The 19,613-nt window shown below is 40.0% G+C and carries 23 protein-coding genes and 1 pseudogene; 23 read left to right on the forward strand and 1 reads right to left on the reverse strand.

Annotation, left to right across the window (positions count from 1 at the left end; translation table 11 throughout):
* The first annotated feature begins 8 nt into the window (after positions 1 to 8).
* Entirely contained in the window at positions 9 to 692 is a 684-nt protein-coding gene (locus CE058_RS11915; protein WP_163142839.1) for a DUF421 domain-containing protein, read from the forward strand.
* A gap of 123 nt (positions 693 to 815) precedes the next feature.
* Here the strand turns inward: CE058_RS11915 and CE058_RS11920 are convergent, their stop codons facing one another.
* Positions 816 to 974 carry an aspartyl-phosphate phosphatase Spo0E family protein gene (locus CE058_RS11920; protein WP_163142842.1) on the reverse strand — a complete coding sequence of 53 codons (159 nt, stop codon included), beginning with the start codon at positions 972 to 974 and terminating at the stop codon, positions 816 to 818.
* Positions 975 to 1,146: 172 nt separating this feature from the next.
* Here CE058_RS11920 and CE058_RS11925 point away from each other — a divergent pair, with 172 nt between their 5' ends.
* The 22 genes and pseudogenes from CE058_RS11925 to CE058_RS12030 all read left to right on the forward strand — a co-directional run bounded on the left by CE058_RS11925 (position 1,147) and on the right by CE058_RS12030 (position 19,595).
* The gene (locus tag CE058_RS11925; protein ID WP_163142845.1) at positions 1,147 to 1,329 is read left to right on the forward strand and encodes a DUF3954 domain-containing protein; all 183 of its coding nucleotides are present in this window, start codon (positions 1,147 to 1,149) and stop codon (positions 1,327 to 1,329) included.
* A 346-nt stretch (positions 1,330 to 1,675) separates the two neighbouring features.
* Positions 1,676 to 2,143 (forward strand): helix-turn-helix transcriptional regulator, encoded by a 468-nt coding sequence (locus tag CE058_RS11930; RefSeq protein ID WP_163142848.1) that lies wholly within the window; start codon positions 1,676 to 1,678, stop codon positions 2,141 to 2,143.
* Between the two features lie 134 nt (positions 2,144 to 2,277).
* Positions 2,278 to 2,490, forward strand: a complete 213-nt coding sequence (locus CE058_RS11935) for a hypothetical protein (RefSeq protein ID WP_163142851.1) — start codon at positions 2,278 to 2,280, stop codon at positions 2,488 to 2,490.
* A 74-nt stretch (positions 2,491 to 2,564) separates the two neighbouring features.
* A complete protein-coding gene (gene terS / locus CE058_RS11940) occupies positions 2,565 to 3,305 on the forward strand; it encodes a phage terminase small subunit (RefSeq protein ID WP_163142854.1) in 741 nt (246 codons plus the stop codon).
* Entirely contained in the window at positions 3,286 to 4,587 is a 1,302-nt protein-coding gene (locus CE058_RS11945) for a PBSX family phage terminase large subunit (RefSeq protein WP_163142857.1), read from the forward strand. Before terS ends, CE058_RS11945 begins: the two co-directional genes overlap by 20 nt.
* Positions 4,588 to 4,601: 14 nt before the next feature.
* Positions 4,602 to 6,146 (forward strand): annotated as a pseudogene (locus tag CE058_RS11950) (phage portal protein).
* Positions 6,146 to 7,249 (forward strand): phage minor capsid protein, encoded by a 1,104-nt coding sequence (locus CE058_RS11955; RefSeq protein ID WP_163142859.1) that lies wholly within the window; start codon positions 6,146 to 6,148, stop codon positions 7,247 to 7,249. Before CE058_RS11950 ends, CE058_RS11955 begins: the two are co-directional and overlap by 1 nt.
* Positions 7,249 to 7,398 (forward strand): hypothetical protein, encoded by a 150-nt coding sequence (locus CE058_RS11960; protein ID WP_156185101.1) that lies wholly within the window; start codon positions 7,249 to 7,251, stop codon positions 7,396 to 7,398. Before CE058_RS11955 ends, CE058_RS11960 begins: the two co-directional genes overlap by 1 nt.
* A 102-nt stretch (positions 7,399 to 7,500) precedes the next feature.
* Positions 7,501 to 8,091 (forward strand): phage scaffolding protein, encoded by a 591-nt coding sequence (locus tag CE058_RS11965; protein ID WP_163142862.1) that lies wholly within the window; start codon positions 7,501 to 7,503, stop codon positions 8,089 to 8,091.
* Between the two features lie 19 nt (positions 8,092 to 8,110).
* Positions 8,111 to 9,091, forward strand: a complete 981-nt coding sequence (locus CE058_RS11970) for a major capsid protein (protein ID WP_048008035.1) — start codon at positions 8,111 to 8,113, stop codon at positions 9,089 to 9,091.
* 17 nt (positions 9,092 to 9,108) lie between these two features.
* On the forward strand, positions 9,109 to 9,375 hold the full coding sequence (locus CE058_RS11975) for a hypothetical protein (protein ID WP_163142865.1): 267 nt from the start codon (positions 9,109 to 9,111) through the stop codon (positions 9,373 to 9,375).
* Between the two features lie 2 nt (positions 9,376 to 9,377).
* Positions 9,378 to 9,755 (forward strand): head-tail connector protein, encoded by a 378-nt coding sequence (locus CE058_RS11980; protein ID WP_053071305.1) that lies wholly within the window; start codon positions 9,378 to 9,380, stop codon positions 9,753 to 9,755.
* Positions 9,748 to 10,080 carry a putative minor capsid protein gene (locus tag CE058_RS11985; RefSeq protein WP_163142867.1) on the forward strand — a complete coding sequence of 111 codons (333 nt, stop codon included), beginning with the start codon at positions 9,748 to 9,750 and terminating at the stop codon, positions 10,078 to 10,080. Before CE058_RS11980 ends, CE058_RS11985 begins: the two co-directional genes overlap by 8 nt.
* Entirely contained in the window at positions 10,081 to 10,446 is a 366-nt protein-coding gene (locus CE058_RS11990) for a minor capsid protein (protein ID WP_163142870.1), read from the forward strand.
* Positions 10,447 to 10,456: 10 nt separating this feature from the next.
* Positions 10,457 to 10,840, forward strand: coding sequence for a minor capsid protein (locus CE058_RS11995; RefSeq protein ID WP_163142873.1), 384 nt, complete (start codon positions 10,457 to 10,459; stop codon positions 10,838 to 10,840).
* 11 nt (positions 10,841 to 10,851) lie between these two features.
* Positions 10,852 to 11,292 (forward strand): phage tail tube protein, encoded by a 441-nt coding sequence (locus CE058_RS12000; protein ID WP_226280702.1) that lies wholly within the window; start codon positions 10,852 to 10,854, stop codon positions 11,290 to 11,292.
* 52 nt (positions 11,293 to 11,344) lie between these two features.
* Positions 11,345 to 11,755 (forward strand): hypothetical protein, encoded by a 411-nt coding sequence (locus CE058_RS12005; RefSeq protein WP_163142876.1) that lies wholly within the window; start codon positions 11,345 to 11,347, stop codon positions 11,753 to 11,755.
* Positions 11,752 to 12,372, forward strand: a complete 621-nt coding sequence (locus tag CE058_RS12010) for a Gp15 family bacteriophage protein (RefSeq protein ID WP_048008040.1) — start codon at positions 11,752 to 11,754, stop codon at positions 12,370 to 12,372. The genes CE058_RS12005 and CE058_RS12010 overlap by 4 nt, the downstream gene beginning before the upstream one ends.
* On the forward strand, positions 12,365 to 14,893 hold the full coding sequence (locus tag CE058_RS12015) for a phage tail tape measure protein (protein WP_163142879.1): 2,529 nt from the start codon (positions 12,365 to 12,367) through the stop codon (positions 14,891 to 14,893). The genes CE058_RS12010 and CE058_RS12015 overlap by 8 nt, the downstream gene beginning before the upstream one ends.
* Positions 14,890 to 15,636, forward strand: coding sequence for a distal tail protein Dit (locus CE058_RS12020; protein WP_163142882.1), 747 nt, complete (start codon positions 14,890 to 14,892; stop codon positions 15,634 to 15,636). Before CE058_RS12015 ends, CE058_RS12020 begins: the two co-directional genes overlap by 4 nt.
* On the forward strand, positions 15,637 to 19,395 hold the full coding sequence (locus CE058_RS12025; protein ID WP_163142885.1) for a phage tail spike protein: 3,759 nt from the start codon (positions 15,637 to 15,639) through the stop codon (positions 19,393 to 19,395).
* The gene (locus CE058_RS12030) at positions 19,392 to 19,595 is read left to right on the forward strand and encodes a hypothetical protein (RefSeq protein WP_048008044.1); all 204 of its coding nucleotides are present in this window, start codon (positions 19,392 to 19,394) and stop codon (positions 19,593 to 19,595) included. Before CE058_RS12025 ends, CE058_RS12030 begins: the two co-directional genes overlap by 4 nt.
* Positions 19,596 to 19,613 lie beyond the last annotated feature (18 nt).

Genomic DNA, 19,613 nt, shown 5'->3' on the forward strand with positions numbered 1-19,613 from the left:
AATAAATTTTGGGTGAAGTTTTTTTGGGTTTACTGACAATCAAAGTCATAGTAGGTTTTGTCACCTTATTTTTTATCATTATCATAACCGGTAGAACATCAATCTCTCAGTTAACCCCGTTTCACTTAGTTTTTGTATTAGTGCTTGGAGATTTTTTAGGAAATACCATTTATGAAAATAAGGTAGGGATTTTTCACTTTTTATATGCCATCGGATTGTGGACGCTTCTCATGTTGGGGATAGAGTTCTTGACTCTAAAAAATAAATCGACACGTTCTCTCTTATTGGGGGATCCTAACATCATTATTCGGGATGGTGTAATGGATAGAAAGTTACTTAAAAAGAACAGATTGGATGTAAATCAAGTATTAAGTATACTTCGACAAAATCAGGTTTTTTCTGTTCGCGAAGTCAAATACGGTATATTGGAAGCTAATGGGCAAATAAGTATATTATTACAATCGAAGTATCAAAAACCAGACAAGCAAGATCTCAGTCTTCTAGAAAGTCCAGTATACCTTCCAACAGCGTTAATTATAGATGGGGAAGTATTAAAGGATAATTTACATGAACTCGGATTTGATCAACAGTGGTTAGATAATCAATTAATTACCAATGGCTATGATAATGTTAAACGTATACTCTACGCAGATTGGCGAGAAAATGAAGGAATTCATATTAGTCCATTTTAAAATTTATTAGGATATTAGCATATGTTTGTGAATGGCCATTTGGATTATAAATATTAATTCAGTGTTTTTATAAAAATTGAAACAGAGAATATGTATCTCGACTCTTATTTGAAATTTAAAATGTTAACTGCATTTTGATTGATACTTGAAAATTAATTTATCAAGAGATTGACTGTTTCTTATAGTTTCAGGGTCATCTAACCCTTTTCTTAATCCGGTTTCCAAAAGCACTTTTCTATAAAATTTAATCTTTTTTCTAAGCTCTCGGCAGAAACGACACATTATTTTGCTCCTTTAAATAATAAAAGTCCAGGAACTATTATTACAGATAAAGGAAAAATATTAAATGATTTCGACAAAACTTGTCAAAAAACGACAAAAATTAGTAATAAGAAAAAGCCAGGATTTCTCCCGGCCGACCTAATATAATTTTAGCACTTGGGAGGGATTCCTGGTGAAAACCAATATAGAAAAAATGACAACTGAAATCGATTTAATGAAAAATGCAGTGTATATCGTAAAAGACGGCCATTTAGTATTAGTCGATACCCCGCCAAAAGGGTATGGTAAACAAGTGATTTCCTGGCAATCAGGGAAGCCTTCTCATTATGAATTGAATTATTCGATCAAGTTATAGGTACAATTTATTTACCCCATAACTTACTAAGATTAATTGGCACAATTTCAGTACCGTTTATTTGTTTATGTATTATTGGGTTTGCAAAGGGATCGTGTGTGAAAGTATTATCTAGTTCATTGCTGGAACGGGGGCGTACATCAACGCCAAGGACACTTCGAATCATTTTGTGGTATGTCATAGCTGTTCATCTCCTTTGTATTTATTAGATTTATTATTTTTAATTGCTCAATAAAAAATTCATAAAAAAACAAAATAAGTCTACTGGAACAACCAGGGGCACTGAATGGCGAATTAAGCGTTGTTTGGTGTCCATTTTTTTATTATATCCAAAGGAGTGTTTTTAATGAAAGAAGCTGCCAGCAAACAAATTGAATCCATTCTGAAGGATTATCATTGGATGATGAACTCAATAAAGGTTCTAAGGAACTCAATGAAAGATGCTGGAGAAGGACTCACAGCACAGTTTGGTGATGAGGCTGGAATGCCGAAAGCAAAAGGAACTAAAAGTGATCCAGTTTATATGGAGTATGTCAGGAGAGAAAGAAGATATTCTATTATTCAAAAGTATGAGGCTAAGATTTCTCTTATTCAGGATCGAATGCATCTTATTAAGGATGATAGGCAAATTGAGGTTCTTCATTGGCTTCTTGAAGGCAAAAGTCATAGATGGATTGCAATGCATATGGGACTGTCTCATACCCACATTGGACGTATTAAAGATTCAATTGTTAAGAAAATGAGTGAAGATGTGCCAAATGGGACAGACGGTACAAATGATACGAAGTTGCTAAAACATAAATCTGCTTGCTAAAATTGAAGGCAGGACGGGGAGGCAGGTAACAAGCTGCTTCCTCTATTTTTGTTCGTTGAGTCCCACCTTGCTGTTTATTTTTGGAGGGAAATATCTCCTTTTGTCGAATAGTGATGTAAAGGAGGGGTGTTAAGATGCAAAAATTCAAAGTAAGATTTAGCTTCGACCATGAGAATTCTAAAACTTTAGAAATAGAAGGGGAATCTGCAGAACAATTGCTTAACAAGTTAACCAGTCATTCTGGTTGGTACATTTATAGTAAAGCAGAGACTGCAATCAACATGAACCTTGTGACAAGAATAAGCTTTGCAAAACCTGCAAGAGCCTCTGCAGCTAGTGGCTGGTAATCGTGGTGGATAGAAGCATCCTTCTGGGTGCTTTTTCTTTTGAAAAAAATTAGACAGGAGGTAGGTGCCATGTAATGAAATGGGATGAAATTAGAAAAGAATATGAGACCTCTAAGATCACATTAAAGGCACTTGCTGAGAAACACGATGTTAAAATCGGCACATTAAAGAGCAGGAAAAGCCGTGAAGGATGGTCAAGAGGATCTCTTAAAAAGGGTGCAACCAAAAGTAAAAAGGTTGCAACCCTAAAAAACGAGGATGCTCCAAGGAAAAGAAGTGGAAATCCTAACCCTCAGAATCTATTTACAAAACGGAACAAGGTTGCAGAGAAGCATGGCTTATTCTCAAAGTTCTTGCCAAGAGACACATTAGAGATAATGGAGAGCTTGAACGAACGTTCTCCAACTGATCTTCTATGGAATCAAATACAGATTCAGTATGCTGCCATTATTCGTGCGCAGAGAATTATGTTTGTTGAAAATAAAGACGATATAACAAAGGCATTAAAAAAGAAAAAGGACTCAAATTTTGGTGAGGAAAGAGAATGGGAATATCAATTCGCTTGGGATAAGCATGCTAACTTTTTAAATGCTCAGTCCAGGGCCATGGGTGAGCTGCGTTCCTTGATTAAGCAATTTGATGAGATGGCGCACATACATGATGAGCGCAGGCTAAAGCTAGAGCTAATGCGAACAAATATCGAAAAGACCAAGGCTGAAATCAAACAAGAGGGTGGAGATGGCAGCAAGGTCGTTATCGTTAATGATAAAGAAGCAATGAGAAAGGCGTTAGAAAATGACGGTCAAAACGATTAATGTCATGAACTTGATGAACGTCAATTTCTATTCCCTCTGGCTTGCTGAACAGTCCCATATAGTCGCAAAAGGCGGCCGTTCGTCTATGAAATCCTCAGTGATTAGTCTGAAACTTGTGGTCGATTTCTTGGAAGATGACCTGGGCAATGTGGTTTGTCTAAGGAAAGTAGGAAAATACCTTTCTACTTCTATTTACGAGCAAATTAAATGGGCCATATACATGCTGGGGGTAGAGGATGAGTTTTACTTTGGGAAATCTCCTCTAATAATCCGCCATAAAGCCACTAATACAGCCTTTTATTTTTATGGCGTTGACGATCCAATGAAGATTAAGTCAGCCAAAATTGCAAAAGGCTATGTCATGGCACTGTGGTTTGAGGAAGCAGCAGAATTTGCTGGTGTTGAGGATATTGATATCGTTGAGGATACTTTTATCCGGCAGGAGATTGAAGGAAAAGAGGTTAAGGTGTATTTCTCCTACAACCCTCCCAGAAATCCATACAGCTGGATCAATGAGTGGTTAGATACTAAGGCAGGGGACCCTGATTATTTCATTCATCATTCAACGTATCTTGATGATAAAAAGGGATTCTTATCAGAGCAGATGATCCGGAAGATTGAGAAGTACAAGGAGAATGATGAGGATTACTGGCGGTGGATGTATGCCGGTGAGGTTATTGGTCTTGGTGACATGGTGTACAATATGGACCACTTCCATGAAATCGATGAGCTGCCAAAAGATGATGATTTAATTCTTATCGATATTGCTATTGATACCGGGCATCAAGTATCTGCTACGACATTCCTGGCTTTTGGATTTACGAAAAAACGGAATGTAATACTTCTTGATACCTTTTACTATAGCCCGGAAAACAAAGTCGTAAAAAAGGCTCCAAGCGAGCTTTCAGAGGAATTAAAAGAATGGATGGATAAAATCCAGCAAACCTATAATCGACACTTTGATCAGCAAACCATCGATTCTGCAGAGGGAGCTTTACGGAACCAGTTCTTTAAGGATTATGGTATCCGGCTTCATCCAGTAACAAAGAAAAAGAAAATAGATATGATTGACAACGTCCAGGACTTATTAGCGCAGGGGCGTTTTTTTGTGCTTAAATCAGCAGCCAATGAGATTTTTCTCACCGAACATAAAAAGTATCAGTGGGATGCGGATACTTTGCAGAGTGATGATCCAAAAATCATCAAGATTGATGATCATACTTGTGACGCCTTCCAGTATTATGTTCAGGATAATTTGAGGAAGCTCGGATTGAAATATTAAGGCGGTGACAACCGATGTTTAAAAACATGCTGGCCCGCATAAGGCAGGTGATGTACAAAATGAATCTTATCAAAGGAATTAAGCAGCTAACAGACAAGAAAGAGATTCCTGTAAGTGATGAAATGTATGATCGTATCGAAATGTGGAAGGACATTTATGCTGGGTATTACAAAGATTGGCATGACACATCCTATATGACCTTAAATGGAATGAAGCAGCGGAAAAGAGCTTCCATGAGGATGGCGAAAGTCGCCTCTCAAAAAATGGCTACTCTCATTTTTAATGAAAAGTGTGAAATCAACGTTTCTGAGGAATCTCTAGAGAAAACGATAAAGGAAGTTCTGAAAGAAAATAGGTTTAATAGAGAGTTTCGGCGTTATTTGGAATATGGGTTTGCCCTGGGCGGAATGGTGATGAAAGCCTACTTCGAGGGTGGAAGAATTAAGATTTCATACACCACTGCCGACTGCTTCATTCCTTTAGCTTGGGATAATTTCAGAATTACGGAAGGTGTTTTTGTCAGTACTTTTAGAAAAGGAGACAAGCGCTATACTCACCTTTAATGGCACCTTTGGGAAGATGGAGAATATGTGATTAGAAATGAGTTGTATGAATCCAAGGCTGACAACGAAATAGGTGTGAAAGTACCTTTATCTACCCAGTTTACTGATCTGGAGGAAGAGATTATCTTTCATACCATTAAAAAAACAATTTTCGTTTACTTTAAACCGAATATCGCTAACAACTTTGATACAAATAGTCCGTTAGGGATTTCAATTTTTGCTAATGCTTTGGATACACTTAAATCTCTTGATATCGCTTTTGATAGCTTCCAGCGTGAGTTTGCCCTAGGAAAGAAGCGGATTATTGTTCCAGAGACAGCAATAAAAACTACCATTGACCCTGTATCGGGACAAATCACCCGTTACTTTGATGCGGATGATGAAGTTTATGAAGCTATGAACCTTGGAGACATGGATGCAGATGCAATCAAAGACATTTCAGTTCAGCTGCGGGTAGAAGAGCATATCTCCTCAATTAATGCTCTTCTGAATATCCTCGCCATGCAGATTGGTTTTAATGCGGGAACCTTTACTTTTGACGGTGCCGGGGTAAAAACAGCTACTGAAGTAATCTCTGAGAATAGTGAGACATTCAGGACCAAACAGGACCATGAAACAAATGTAGAGGCGGCTATACAGGAACTTGTGGAAGCCATTGTCGAGACTGCCGATGCCTTTAATGTTTTTCCTCGTCCAGCTAAATATGAAGTATCCGTGGCCTTTGATGATTCAATTGCTCAAGATAAAGACGCGGATATTAACGAGCAGATTAAGCTTCTTTCCAATGGACTGCAATTAAAAAAGAAAGCACTAATGAAAATACATGGTCTCACTGACAAAGAGGCTGAGGAAATGCTTGCAGAAATACAGGCAGAACAAGCAACTGCTACAGCTGAAGCGATTGATTTCTTTGGAATAAATAAGAACAAGGGGCAACCTCAAAATAATCAAGCAAGTAAAGCACTGGTAAACCAACAGAATCAGGGTGCTAAATAATGGATCCACTCAAACAGCAGCAGTTATCCATGCCAGTTGTGGAGGTTTTTCTCTCTGTTGAAGAAGAATTACTGCTGAATGTAGCGAATTTGCTCAAGAAACACCAATCTCTCTTGACAGAGGATGGGATACAATCTTGGCAGGCAGAGCAGTTGGCGCAGTTAGAGTCACTTACTCAGAGAAATATCATTACCATTGCAAAGCATGCAGGTCTATCTATAGATGCTGTCACAGAAATGCTGGAGGAAGCGGGATATGGAGCACTTGAAGTAAACGAAGGGAGTCTGACTGAAGCGGTTCAGCAAGGCTTATTAGTAAAAGCCCCTGCCATTGCTTCTAGTACCGCCCTGCAGGCTGTTATGATCTCTTATCAAAATCAGGCCAAGGAAACTTTCAACCTTGTTAATTCCACATTGTTAGACCAGTCCAGGCAGATTTACTTGGATATTATTAATCAAACGGTCGGGAAAGTCCTGGCCGGAACGACAACTCCACAAGAAGTTCTCAGGGGAACCGCAAGGAAATGGGCAGAAAAGGGCGTTCCTGCGTTGATAGATAAAGCGGGAAGACAATGGTCTACAGAAGCCTATATCAACGCTGTGGTTCGATCTATGAGCAATAACGTGGCGAATGACATGCAAGATACTCGGATGGATGAATACGGTGCTGATCTAGTTGAAATTAGCAGCCATTCAGGAGCCAGGCCAAAGTGTGCTAAGTACCAAGGAAGAATTTTCTCACGAAGCGGCAGACATCCAAAATACCCTTCTCTCTCATCTACAAGTTATGGAGAACCAGACGGGCTTTTTGGCATTAATTGCAGGCATGTAAAGTATCCCTTTATTGAAGGGATCACAAAACGGACCTACAAATCTTACCCAGCTGAAGAAAACCGTAAAGTATATGAGCAAAGCCAGCAGCAGCGTTATCTGGAAAGGCGTATTCGCCAGGCAAAGAGGGAACTCAATATGATGAGTGCCATCGGTGACGATTTTGGAATTAAAATGGCAAAACAGAGGGTGAGAGAGCGTCAGGCTACTATGCGTGAGTTTATTGCTGCTACTGGGCGGGGGCGCCATTATCAAAGGGAGCAGATTTATTAATGTGGGTATCAAAAAAAGAATTCGAAGACCTAAAAAAGAAGGTTGAGGAACAAAATAACATTCTCGATAACATGTCATTACACATGATTAAGATGCAAGAAGAAATTAATGAATTAAAGAAACCAAAGGAGCCTAACTATTTCGGTTAAGGCTTTTTATTATGTGTCTTTTTAAGGGTTAGACGCTATAAAGAAACGGAACCTTTGCGTGAGGTGTGACACGCTAAAAAACATTAAAAAGGAGCGGTAAAGATGAATTTAAAAGAATTACTGGGTGAGGACTTATATAACCGGGTCATTCAGAAAGCAGGGGAAAACAAAATTGCTATTGTTTCTGATGGAAATTGGTTTCCGAAAGAAAAGTTCGACCAGGTGAACAATGACAATAAGGACCTTAAGAAACAGCTTAAAGATCGTGATGAACAGTTGTCTGACTTAAAAATAAAGGCGGCTGGTAACGAAGAGCTCACTAAACAAATTAACGATCTGACTGAGTTAAACAAAAAGACAGCATCTGATTATCAGGCCAAGCTGGATCAGCAGGCTTTTGATTTTGCTTTAAAGGAAGCCCTTTCTGGTGCCAAGGCTAAAAATCCAAAGGCAGTTGAAGGCCTGCTAAACAAGGAAGCTATCAAGCTAGATGGAGAAAAGCTCTTAGGTTTAGAGGAGCAATTAAAAGCAATCAAAGAAAGTGATTCATATTTGTTTGAGACAGAACAACAGCAGCATCAGCAAGGATCAGGGATCAAATTCACAACGGGGCAGCATCAAAAGCAATCAGGTGGGGAGCCTAGCACTCTTTTAGATGCACTAAATCAAAGGTTCTCAACAACCAATAATTAAGATTAGGAGATGATTGAACATGCCAATTACTTTAGAGCAAGCAAAGGTTGGAATGGCAGACCATATTGACCAACAGGTTATTGATGAATTTCGTCGTGCTTCCTTCCTTTTAGATCAGCTAACATTCGATAATGCTGTTTCACCTGGTACAGGTGGATCAACCTTAACTTACGGTTACACTCGTTTAAAAACTCCTTCCACTGCTGGGTTCCGTGAGATTAACAGCGAATACACAGCAAATGAAGCAGACCGTGAAAATCAATACGTAAATCTTAAAATCTTTGGGGGAGCGTTTAAAATTGATCGTGTAATTCAAGATACTAGTGGTCAAATTAACGAAATGAACTTCCAAATGCAGCAAAAGATTAAAGGAGCAGCAAACCTGTTCCATTACACTGTAATTAATGGTGATTCAGCTGTGGATTCCAAAGCATTTGATGGGTTAGACAAGGCGCTTACAGGTTCTAATACCGAATTGAACACTGATTCTGTTATTGATCTTTCAGATGAAGCAGGCTTAGACAGTAAGAAGTTTGCTTTACTGGATGAAATCGATAATTTCCTAGCTGAATTAGATGGCCGGCCAACCATGCTGATGGGGAACAGCAAGTTAATCACCAAAATCAAATCGGTTGCCCGCCGAGCTGGTTACGCGACTAAGACAGAGGATGGCTTTGGACGCACCGTAACAGGATATGATGGAATCCCACTGCTTGATCTTGAGTATTTCTATGATGGTACTTCAACCATTCCAGTTGTCCCGATCGTTAATCGTACGGTTGGTACTGAGCAAACAGGATTAACAGATCTATATGCTGTTTCTCTTGGCATGGATGGATTCCATGGTGTGTCCCCAACCGGTAATAAAGTGATTCGAACTTTCTTGCCTGATTTTAACTCTCCAGGAGCTGTTAAAACTGGTGAAGTCGAAATGGTGGCAGCTGTTGCCCTTAAAGCAACCCGAAAAGCCGGTGTTCTCCGGAATATTAAAGTTCAATAAAGGAAGGAGCGTTTTTTATGGCTAAAATTAAAAGCCCTAACCCTAATTACAACGGGAATAGTGCTTCCCTGCTATTTGTTAATGGAGAGGCTGAAACCGAGAATAAATGGTTGCTGGAGTGGTTTAAGAATCGAGGTTATAAGGTGGAAAAACTTGCTAATGAACCAGTAGAAAACAAACAGAATGAGGACATGACACATGAGGAGGAGCCGAAAAAGTCTGAGTCTATAAAAAAATCAGGGAAGACAAAAGCAAAAGATTCTGATGATAAAAAGGATGAGTAATCATGCCTTACATTGACAAATCTTTTTACACTGATGTGTATATGGGCACCCCAATAGATGAGGGTGCCTTTCCTCGTTTATTAGAGAGGGCGTGTGATTCCATTGATCATATTACAAATTTTGCTCTTGTTTACCTTGATCTTGATTCTATGCACCAAGTAATTCAGCTGAACTTTAAAAAGGCAGTGGCTGCTCAGGTTGAGTATTTGTCGAGTGTAGGGGAGTCGGTTGTCCATGGAATAAGCGGTCCTGCAAATGTTTCCGTTGGCGCCTTCAGTTATTCTGAAGGTGGAAATGCTCATAGTCCAATTAGTCCGGCTGCTGTATCTTACCTTAGGGCAACCGGCTTCCTAAATAGAGGGGTGACGGTCCGTGGTTAAGCCTATTCCTAAAAAGGTTTTAATCCACTTTGTTACCTATGAAGAGTATTTGGGAAAGGGCAGGATGGATGAAGAATACAAGCAACCTATTACTCTCTCAAATGTCCTGGTTCAGCCGGTTTCGAATATTAAACGGTCCAATATCGCAGAGCAAAAGGCTTTTCAGTCTTTGCTCTTTTTTGATGTTGTGAACTCGTCCTCTGAGGCACTTTTTGAATTTAAAGAGAAATCCAAGGTGACATTCCAAGGTCAAAGGATGACGGTAAACAAGGTTAATCCAGTTCACGCCTTTTCTCTCCACCATTACGAAGTGGAGTTGGTTTAAATGATTCAGTTTAATGTCCAAACATCCCTTAACATTCCGGGACTGAGGAGGCGGCATGACAGGTCTCTGCGTGCGACCCAGCTTCAATTGGATAATGACGTCCTGAAAGACTCCAATTATTTTATTCCTAAAGATACCGGTGAACTTGAGCGGTCCGCTATCCGTTCTAGTTTAATTGGCAAGGGGAGAATCTATTGGAGCACAAAATATGCACGAAAACTATACTACAATCCGGATATTAATTTCAGGAAAGAAGTTAACCCAAACGCCCAGGCACTATGGTTCGAAGCTGCAAAGGCCCGAAGAAAAGAAGGCTGGATAGAAGACGTGCAGAGAAATTACCTGGATTATTTCAGTAGATTGTAGGTGGTTGGCAATGGATTTTCTTTTAAGAGTCATGGACTACATCGAAGACAACGTGCAGCTGAATGCACCCATTAATTCACCAGTTTTAGATAGCGATTCTTCAGCGGTTGCAATCCGGCAAACACCTTCAACCATGAACACTCGTTTTATCGAAGGGAAAACGGCTGATTTCAGCTTTCAAATCCTGGTGAAGGATAGTAATCACATAGTTTGCTATAACACGATACAGGCAATTTTTAAGGCTCTGGATGGACTGTCCAAAGGGGCGATTATATCCTCTGATGGCAGTTTTTCTTTTATCAAATGTGAGTGTTATACACTGCCTAATTACGTTGAAAAAACCGAGCATGACGAATATATTTACACGGCTCTCTTTACAGCAGAGCTTGAATAGGAGGGAACCAAGTGCCTTTTGAATTAATGAATAAGCATAAATTTGAAATAAATACTACGCCTGGAATTGATCCTGGTTCATACGCAAGGATCGCAGCGGGTATTGCGTCTGCAGAACCTGCAAACAATGAGGAATTGTCCCAGGATAAATACATGGATGGGGATGGATACGGGGAAACCGATGTGATTGGTGCTCAAACTGTCCTGTCCTTTTCTGGTCACCGTTATTATGGTGATGCTGCACAAGATTATATTTTCAGCAAAGTGCTGGAACTTGGCAACTCTCGCCGTACCCAATTCAGGTGGACGGAGCCTGATGGTGGCATTTTCGAAGGTGATTGCACGATTGCCAATATTAGTCAGCCGTCTGGAGACGCCGGGGCAAAGGGTGAAATTTCGTTTGAGATCCACTTCAATGGGCGTCCGTCATACGAGCCACCAGCAGCACCTTAAATATGATAAGAGCCGTTTATTTTGCTCTTATTTAATTTGAAAGGATGATAGTATGCGGTCATTTGATTTTAAAAAATCCTATGAAGAATTAAAGATTAATGGTGAAGTATATAAAATCGATTTTTCAGATGCCAAGCTAAAAGAATATCGAAAATCTTTCAATGAGTTTTATGCCGAATCGCAAAAAATGCAGTCTGTAAATACCAGCGAACTAGCAAAAGATGATGAGCTTAAACAGTTTGAGCATGCTACTGACCTAACAAGGAAGGCCATAGATAAATTGCTGGGTGATGGCAGCTTCAATAAGCTATATGAGCAGTCTGGCCGTTCGCTTTTTAACATGATGGACCTTGTAGAATTCCTGGCCGAATTAGTCGGAGAAAAAACCAATAAAGTACGCAAAGAACGTGCACATAAATACATTAAGCACAAAAAGCAGCGCCAAAACGGAAATAAACGATGAGTTTTCTTCTTACGGATGAATTTGAGGATTCATTCGAATGGGAAGGAAAGGTTTATCATGTTGATTTAGCGTTCGATAACGTGCTGCGGTTATTCGAAATGTTTGATGACGATGCTTTCTTTGAGGAAGAAAAACCATTTTTGGCAATCACTATGCTTGTGGTTGAGGAAATATCATATTTTCAATCGTGGGAAGAAGGATTTGAGCTCTTTAAGTTCCTGATGGAGGAGTTTCTGGATATCAACCTGGAAGAGCAAGGTGAAAAGAAAAAGAAAATATATGATTTCAAAAAGGACGCTGATTTGATTTATGCGTCTTTTTTTGCTTGCTACAAAATAGATCTCTTTGAGATGCATGGGAAACTGCATTGGAAGAAGTTTCATGCCTTGTTAGCCCATCTAGATGATAAATCAAAGCTAAAGCAAGTCATTGGCTACAGAGAAATGAAGGTCCCTAATAGTAAGGAATCCTCCAGAGAATATATCGAGCATGTTCAAAAAATGAAAAGGTTGTATTCACTCGATGATCGCCCTGCAGCTGAACAAATCGATAGTGCTTTTGATGCTCTGGCTCATACTTTCAGAGCAAACGCCAAGGTGGTGAAGAAAGATGGCTGATGGCCGTATTGAAATCGACACCAGGATAAATGATGATGGCGTGGTGCAAGGGTTTCGAGATTTACAAACCAGAATGAGTGAAGTTGGCGAAAGTCTTAGGACAACCGGGGAGAATTTAAGTAAGTATTTATCTCTTCCATTGGCAGCAGCCGGTGGTGCAGCCATGAAGTTTGCTTATGATGTAGATGTTGCTACGGGAAGAGTACAAGCCGGCCTCGGGTTAACAGAAAAAGAAGCAAAAAAACTTGTAGAAGTGGCTAAAGATGTTTGGGTAGAAGGTTGGGGAGAAAGTCTCGAAGAAGTCTCAGATGCCATTGTTACGGTCCGTAATAATATGGGTGACTTAAATGATGAGGATTTATCCAAGGTCACTCAAGGCGCATACATGTTAGCTGAACGTTTTGATGCTGACTTGAATGAATCAACCCGGGCAGCCGGACAACTTATGAAGGACTTTGGAGTGGATTCCTCAAAAGCCATGGATATGCTTACCTGGGGATTTCAGAACGGTCTGGATTACACAGGCGAATTCTTAGATACCATTCGAGAATACAGCCCACAGTTTAGTGAGCTTGGGTATACTGGGGAGCAAACCTTAAATGCTCTGAAAGCAGGGTTTGATGCAGGCGCATGGTCTCTAGATAAAGTTGGGGACGCCATCAAGGAAAGCCATCTGAGAATGGGAGCGCTTGACAGGGCTACTGTAGAAGCCTACCAGTCGATGGGGCTAAACGCTGAAGAGTATGTTGGCAAAATAGCCAAAGGCGGAGAAGAAGGAAATAAAGCTTTTCAAGAAATCATTGGCAAACTGATGAAAGTTGAAGACGCCACTTTGAGGAACCAGCTTGCTACGGATCTTTTCGGAACCCAGTACGAAGATCTGAGAGAAAAGGTTATCTTTTCCATGGCTGGAGCCAGCAAGAGCATCAAAGGCTTGGAGGGAACGACACAAAGGGCAGCAGATGCGCTTCATAATAACTTTGGGGAACGACTGCAAAAGATGTTTAGAAACATGATGTTGTCCCTAGAGCCACTTGGTCATATATTGCTTGATATGGCTGACCGGGTACTTCCGATAGTTACCAATGCAATTAAACAGCTATCTGATTGGTTTAACAACCTATCCCCTACTACTCAAAATGTTGTGGTGGTTATTGGCCTTCTTCTTGCTGCGCTCGGACCCCTATTAACCGTGATTGGCTTTGTCGCTCAAGGTGTCGGAGTCCTTGCTGGACTCTTTGGATCGATAACAGCCCCAATCGCACTAGTGATTGCTGGCATAGCGTTACTTGTAGGAGCTTTAGTCGCTGCATACACAAATTCTGAGACTTTCCGAGAAAAAGTAAATGGTGCCTTTCTCAAAATCAAAGAAATTGGCCTTCAGGTCTTTGAGGTTGTCGCTAGTTTTATAGGTGAAAAAATTGCTCAGATAAAGCAATTCTGGGATGAAGTCGGTCCGCAATTCCTCGAGGCTGTTACAAATGTATTCAATGGAATCAAGGCCGTCATTGATTTTGTTATGCCAGCAGTTCTCTTTGTTGTCCAAATGGTATGGGATAGCATCAAAGGTGTAATTAATGGTGCTCTGGATATTATCATGGGTGCCATCAAGGTGTTTTCAGGCTTGTTTACTGGTGATTGGTCCATGATGTGGGATGGCATTAAGCAGTTGCTGGGTGGCGCTGTAGAGTTTATCTGGAACCTTTTGAACTTGATGTTTATCGGCAGGATTCTAAAGGGAATCGGTGCTTTTGTTAAGGGCGGAGTAAATCTCATTAAAGAGTTTGGCACCTCGATTGTTAACTTCTTCAAGAATACCTGGAATAGCGCATGGAACCTTGTGGATGATTTTGTTGAGGCTGTAATCACGCTATTCAACTTGTTTAGGACAAGAGGTAATACCATTTTCCAGTCATTTAGTGGAGTTATCAAATCAATTTGGACATCCATAAAAACAGGTGTAGTGAATAGCGCTCAAGGTTTAAGGTCCGGGGCAGAATCTGCTTTTAATGGTTTAAAGACGGCCGTTTCTACCATCTTCAATAAAATAAGAGATTTCATTACTAATCCGATTGAAACAGCTAAAGATACAGTCCTTGGAATCATCAACACAATTGTTCGAGCATTTAACAAAATGAAAATCAAAATCCCTAAGCCGAAGCTTCCGAAAGTAAGTGTATCTATGAAAACAGGTTTTATGGGTGTTCAGTATCCTGACTTTGATGTTCAATGGCTGGCAAAGGGTGGAATTGTTCCTCCAAACAGCCCAGGTCTTTATGGGTTAGGGGATAACAAAATGTATGATGAAGCAGCCATCCCACTTTCTCCATCCGTTTTAGGAATGATTGGACAGAAGATTGCGGATAACATGCCAGTCTCAAACTCAGCTTCAGGAGATGTTCAAAAAACCATTCAACTTATTATGCCGAATGTCCGAACTGAAAAGGATGCAAGATGCATTTCTCAAAAGCTGGCAAGCTTAGAAAACAGGGCTTTACGTGTAGGGGGTGTTAATCCATGAGTTGGGGATTTTTCTTCAAAGGGATTCATTCAACTTCAAAAGAGATAAGGATTTTAAATATACAAGGTCGTGATACACTCCCCGACATTGAAAGCCGAACAGTACAAACAGCTTCAAAGCATGGGGTTCATTATTTTGGCTATAGATTTCAGGAAAGAAGAATCAGGGTGAGAATGACGCTTAATGGTTCTTCTCTTTCTAATTTCAGAAGTAAAATAAGGGATATTGCTACATGGCTTAATCCTCATGATGGGCCACAAGAATTAATTTTCGATGATGAACCAGACAAGAAATATTATGCGGTTGCAACTGATAATAGCGACTTTGAGGGCATGTTCGTAAAGCGGGTGGCAGAGATCGAATTCCTTTGCCCGGATCCATTTGCTTATTCCATAACAGAAAGTTCTGCAACGATTTCAAACGATTCTGCAACAATTAATAATACAGGAACGGCAGAAGCATTTCCTATTATCAGAGTCGATTTTTCTGCTTCAGCTACTGAATTAAAGATTGAGAAGAATTCTAAAGAATTTCTACGGATTGTGCGTAATTTTGTGGCAGGGGATGAAGTTGTGATTGATTGTCAAGTTTGCACAATTACTTATAACGGCACAACAAACTTGATTACTGCACTTGATATTAATTCAGATTTTTTCTCTTTGGATCCGGGAGATACAACTTTAACTGTTACGCCTGCCGGGGTTAGTGCGGTAAGCCTTGTTTATGTAAGAAGGTGGCTATAAATGAACAAGCTTTTTATATTGGAAGGACAATCAGAAGGGCTTCTTGCTGTTTTGAAAAACGATAACAGCGAGAAATGCCCTTTTTTTGTTGGAATCCATACAGAACAATTAAATAAAGATCATACTTTTGAATTCACAGTACCAGCTGATCATGAAGCGGCTGCACAAGTTAAAGAAAACAATCTGGTAGCATTCAAAGACGAAGATGGAGATTTTCAGTTATTCCAGATTTACAAAATCGAGGAAGAACATAATGGAACTGAAATCGTCACAAGGGCTTATGCGGAACATGCTTTCTTTGAAATGAATGACGACATAATAGAAGATTTGCGAACTGTTAATGGTACAGCAGACAGTGCTATGGATGATGCCCTTTCAAATAGCCGGTTCAAAAAAGGAACTGTTGCGGATCTTGGCCTAAGAACAACAAATTTTTACTATGAATCTGCCGTTTCATCTATCCAGAAGATCATTCAGACGTGGGGCGGGGAACTGAAGAAACGCATAAACTTTGACGGTTCAGCCATAACAGGGCGGTTTGTGGATCTCCTTGCAAGGCGGGGAGCTGATACTGGGAAGCGGTTTGAATTCACAAAAGATCTGGTTTCCATTAAAAGAACTGTTGATACTACTAACCTAAAAACGGCCCTTTATGGGCGAGGAAAGGGAGAGCAAACAGAAACAGGAGGATATACAAGGCGCATAGACTTCGCAGATGTGATTTGGAATGGTTCAGGCCTTGATCCTGTTGATAAGCCTTTAGGCCAAAAGTGGGTTGGGGATCCGGTAGCCCTTGAACGATTTGGGCGCATTGATCCAGACACAGGGAAGAAAATACACAGGTTCGGAATCTTTGAAGATGGAGAAGAAACGGATTCAGAAGCTTTATTGGATAAAACATGGAATGCCCTGCAAAGCACAAACACACCAAGAATCACTTATGAAATGAACGTTCTGGACTTGGAACAAGTTGCCGGGCTTTCTCATGAAAAAGTTAGGCTTGGAGATACTGTTTTTGTTATTGATAAAGAATTCAAGCCTGCTTTAAGGGTTGAAGCAAGAGTTATAGAAATCAAACGGGATTTAGCAAATCCTGAAAACACAGAAATCATCCTTGGAAATTTTCTTCCTTTGTTCACTGATCTTGCTTCAAGATTGAAAAGTATAGAAAGCAAGGTGGATGGAAGAACTGGGGTTTGGGATGATGGTGGCGGGGAAATTGATGATTCTGATTTTGCCGATATTACACCAAAAAAACCAGTCGTAACAGCAACGGGCGCATTTTCTAAAGTCATTATTGAATGGGATGCAGAGTTTAGAAGCTATATCAAAGAATATGAGGTTTTTGTTTCGACAGTTCCAGGCTTTATTCCTGATGATTCAAACCTTGTGGCCCGGACTGTCGCCAGTGTATTCACATATGAAGGCGCACCAAATCAGCAATATTATGTGAGAGTTAGAGGGGTAAACAGGGCAGATGCAAAAGGGCCAATCTCTGACGAAAAGACAGCCACAACAGCCCGGATTGGTTCTTCTGATCTTGCTGACTTACTTGTGACAGCCGAAAAATTAGCAGGGGGAGCAGTTGGGAATAACAAGCTTGACAGAACTTCAGCAAACAAGATTGTCATTGATTCAGCGGATATTAAGAAAGCTGCAGTTGGATCAGCAGCCATTGCAGATTTAGCCGTTGGAACCGGGCATATACAAAATCTTGCTGTAACAAATGGAAAAATTGCTAATTTAGCTGTTGATACTGCCAAAATAGCGGATTTAGCTATTACAAATGCAAAAATTGGCGATATAAGCGCAACTAAAATCACTTCAGATTATTTAAACGTTGCAAGAATTGATGTAAGGGCGCAGCTTGGGGCCAACATTTCAACAGCTGAAGAAGGGCTATATGGATGGATGAAACCATATACACTAAATGGAGAAATTTGGTACGCTTACTCTATTCTTAGGGATTGGATCTATCTAATGGAAGATACAGATTCAGACCAATATAACAGGCCTGCACCAAACGAAGGGGATGAAATTGCTTTTGATTTCATGCTTTATGCCAAAAATACTTCTGGAACAGCGCCAAGTTTGACGGCGACAATAACTGTTTATTTTGAAGGTGGAGGCAGTTGGACAGATCCGTTTCTTCTTCATCAAATTCAACCCGTTTCTGCCAATACCCCTACAAAAGTTCAATTTTCAAGGAAAATTCCTGAAGGCGCTTATTCAGACAAAAAGCCGATTTATTTTACAATGTCTTTTTACACAACAACTTCAGGTACTCAACTTTATGTAAAAGATACAGACGTAAGAATCAGGCTTAGAGGGAACTTAATTGTTCAGGGTGACATTGAAGTTAAGAATCTTAAAGCGTGGGAAGGTTTGAACGTCAATGATCAATTCATGGTTGATGAAAACGGAAATGTTAAATTTGCTGGAACACTGGAAGCCGGGGTTTCTATCAATTCACCTACTATCCGAGCAGGTACTTTTTACGGTGGAGATATCCGTATGTATGGAGAAACCGCAACTATAATGACCATGGATGATCCTAATGCAATAACCGAAATTACAACTATTTTTAATGGTTCGATTTCCCAAGACAGTTACGCTGCACCTGGAGATTATGAAAATGTTAGAAGTACCTATATGAGATCTGGGAGGTTAGATTTTTCAAACGGGGTCGGAATAAGAGAGAAACTGAGAGAGGATTATATTTCTTATCTTATCCATGGGAATCTCTTTCCTTATGAATACAAATATGAAGCAGGAGACACAATTTTTGAATCCGGACTGTTAGCTTCTGACATTGTAGGGGTTAAAGATTCATTAGACGGATCTATAACGGGTTACCCAATGTATATCCACGCTGACAGGCTAGGGGTTGGTCTAAGTAAAGTAAATGCAACGGATCCTGAATATAAAGGTCTTATCCTTGACATAAGGGAAGATAGGCAACTTGGAAAAAGGACTTTACTTTCTTCTCCAAATGGGATGAAATTTAACATTCTGAACTCAGGAGACTTTGTTTTCAAAGGTGCTACAAATGTTGAAGGAAAACTGTATATAAAAGCAGATAGCGACTTGCTGCAGCTTATTGGCGATACACATTGTTATGTGGAGTTTTTCAAGGGAACGGCTTCACGAAGCGCTTATTTTGGATACGGAAGTTCATCTAGCAACGATATAACTCTTAGAAACGAAATAGCCGGAGGGAATATTTATCTCTTTGGCGGTTCTGGGAACTTCTATGTAGGTCAGGATTCAGGCGGTGCAAGGGTTTGGTCAACAACGATTTACAACCGAACCATTACAGGTTCAGCAAATATGATTGTGGCAAATAACGGTTCGATCGGAAGGGCTTCTTCTGCAAGGAAATACAAAATCAATGAGCAAGCAATTCCTGAATCTGAAGCAAAGAAGATCTTGGAGCTGACACCCAAACTTTGGTTTGACAGATTCAATACAGAAGCATATGCAAGTTTGCTAGAAAAAGAAGCGAACGGTGAAGCAGTCGATTGGGAGAAAGAGGGCATTTCTTGTATTGATCCTATTCCCGGATTGATAGCTGAAGATGTTTATGAAGCAGGGCTTAAAAAGTTTGTTACTTTTAGTGATCCAAATGAAGATGGGGAGAGGGAATTAGAAGGGATCCATTACGACAGGTTACCTGTTTTATTCATTCCTCTTTTCAAGGAGTTATTTGCAAGGGTTGAAGAATTAGAATCTAAAATTGAAAAGGATGGTATTCAATGAACGAACATTATAAAAAATTTTCTATAGACCCTTATCTACAAAGTGAACTCGGAAAACTAAAATACGAAAATATTATCTTGAAGGCACAATTTGATAGTGCGGTTTCTCAAAACAAAGAATTGCAGCAAAAAATCCAGGAACTTGAAAACAAACTTATTGAATCCAAGGAAGTCGAGGATGCAGAAGAACCTAAAAATTAAGGGTTCTTTTTTATTGTC

It is taken from the genome of Bacillus sp. 22-7 (assembly GCF_010628845.1).
GTDB classification, from domain to species: Bacteria; Bacillota; Bacilli; order Bacillales; family Cytobacillaceae; genus Cytobacillus; species Cytobacillus firmus_B.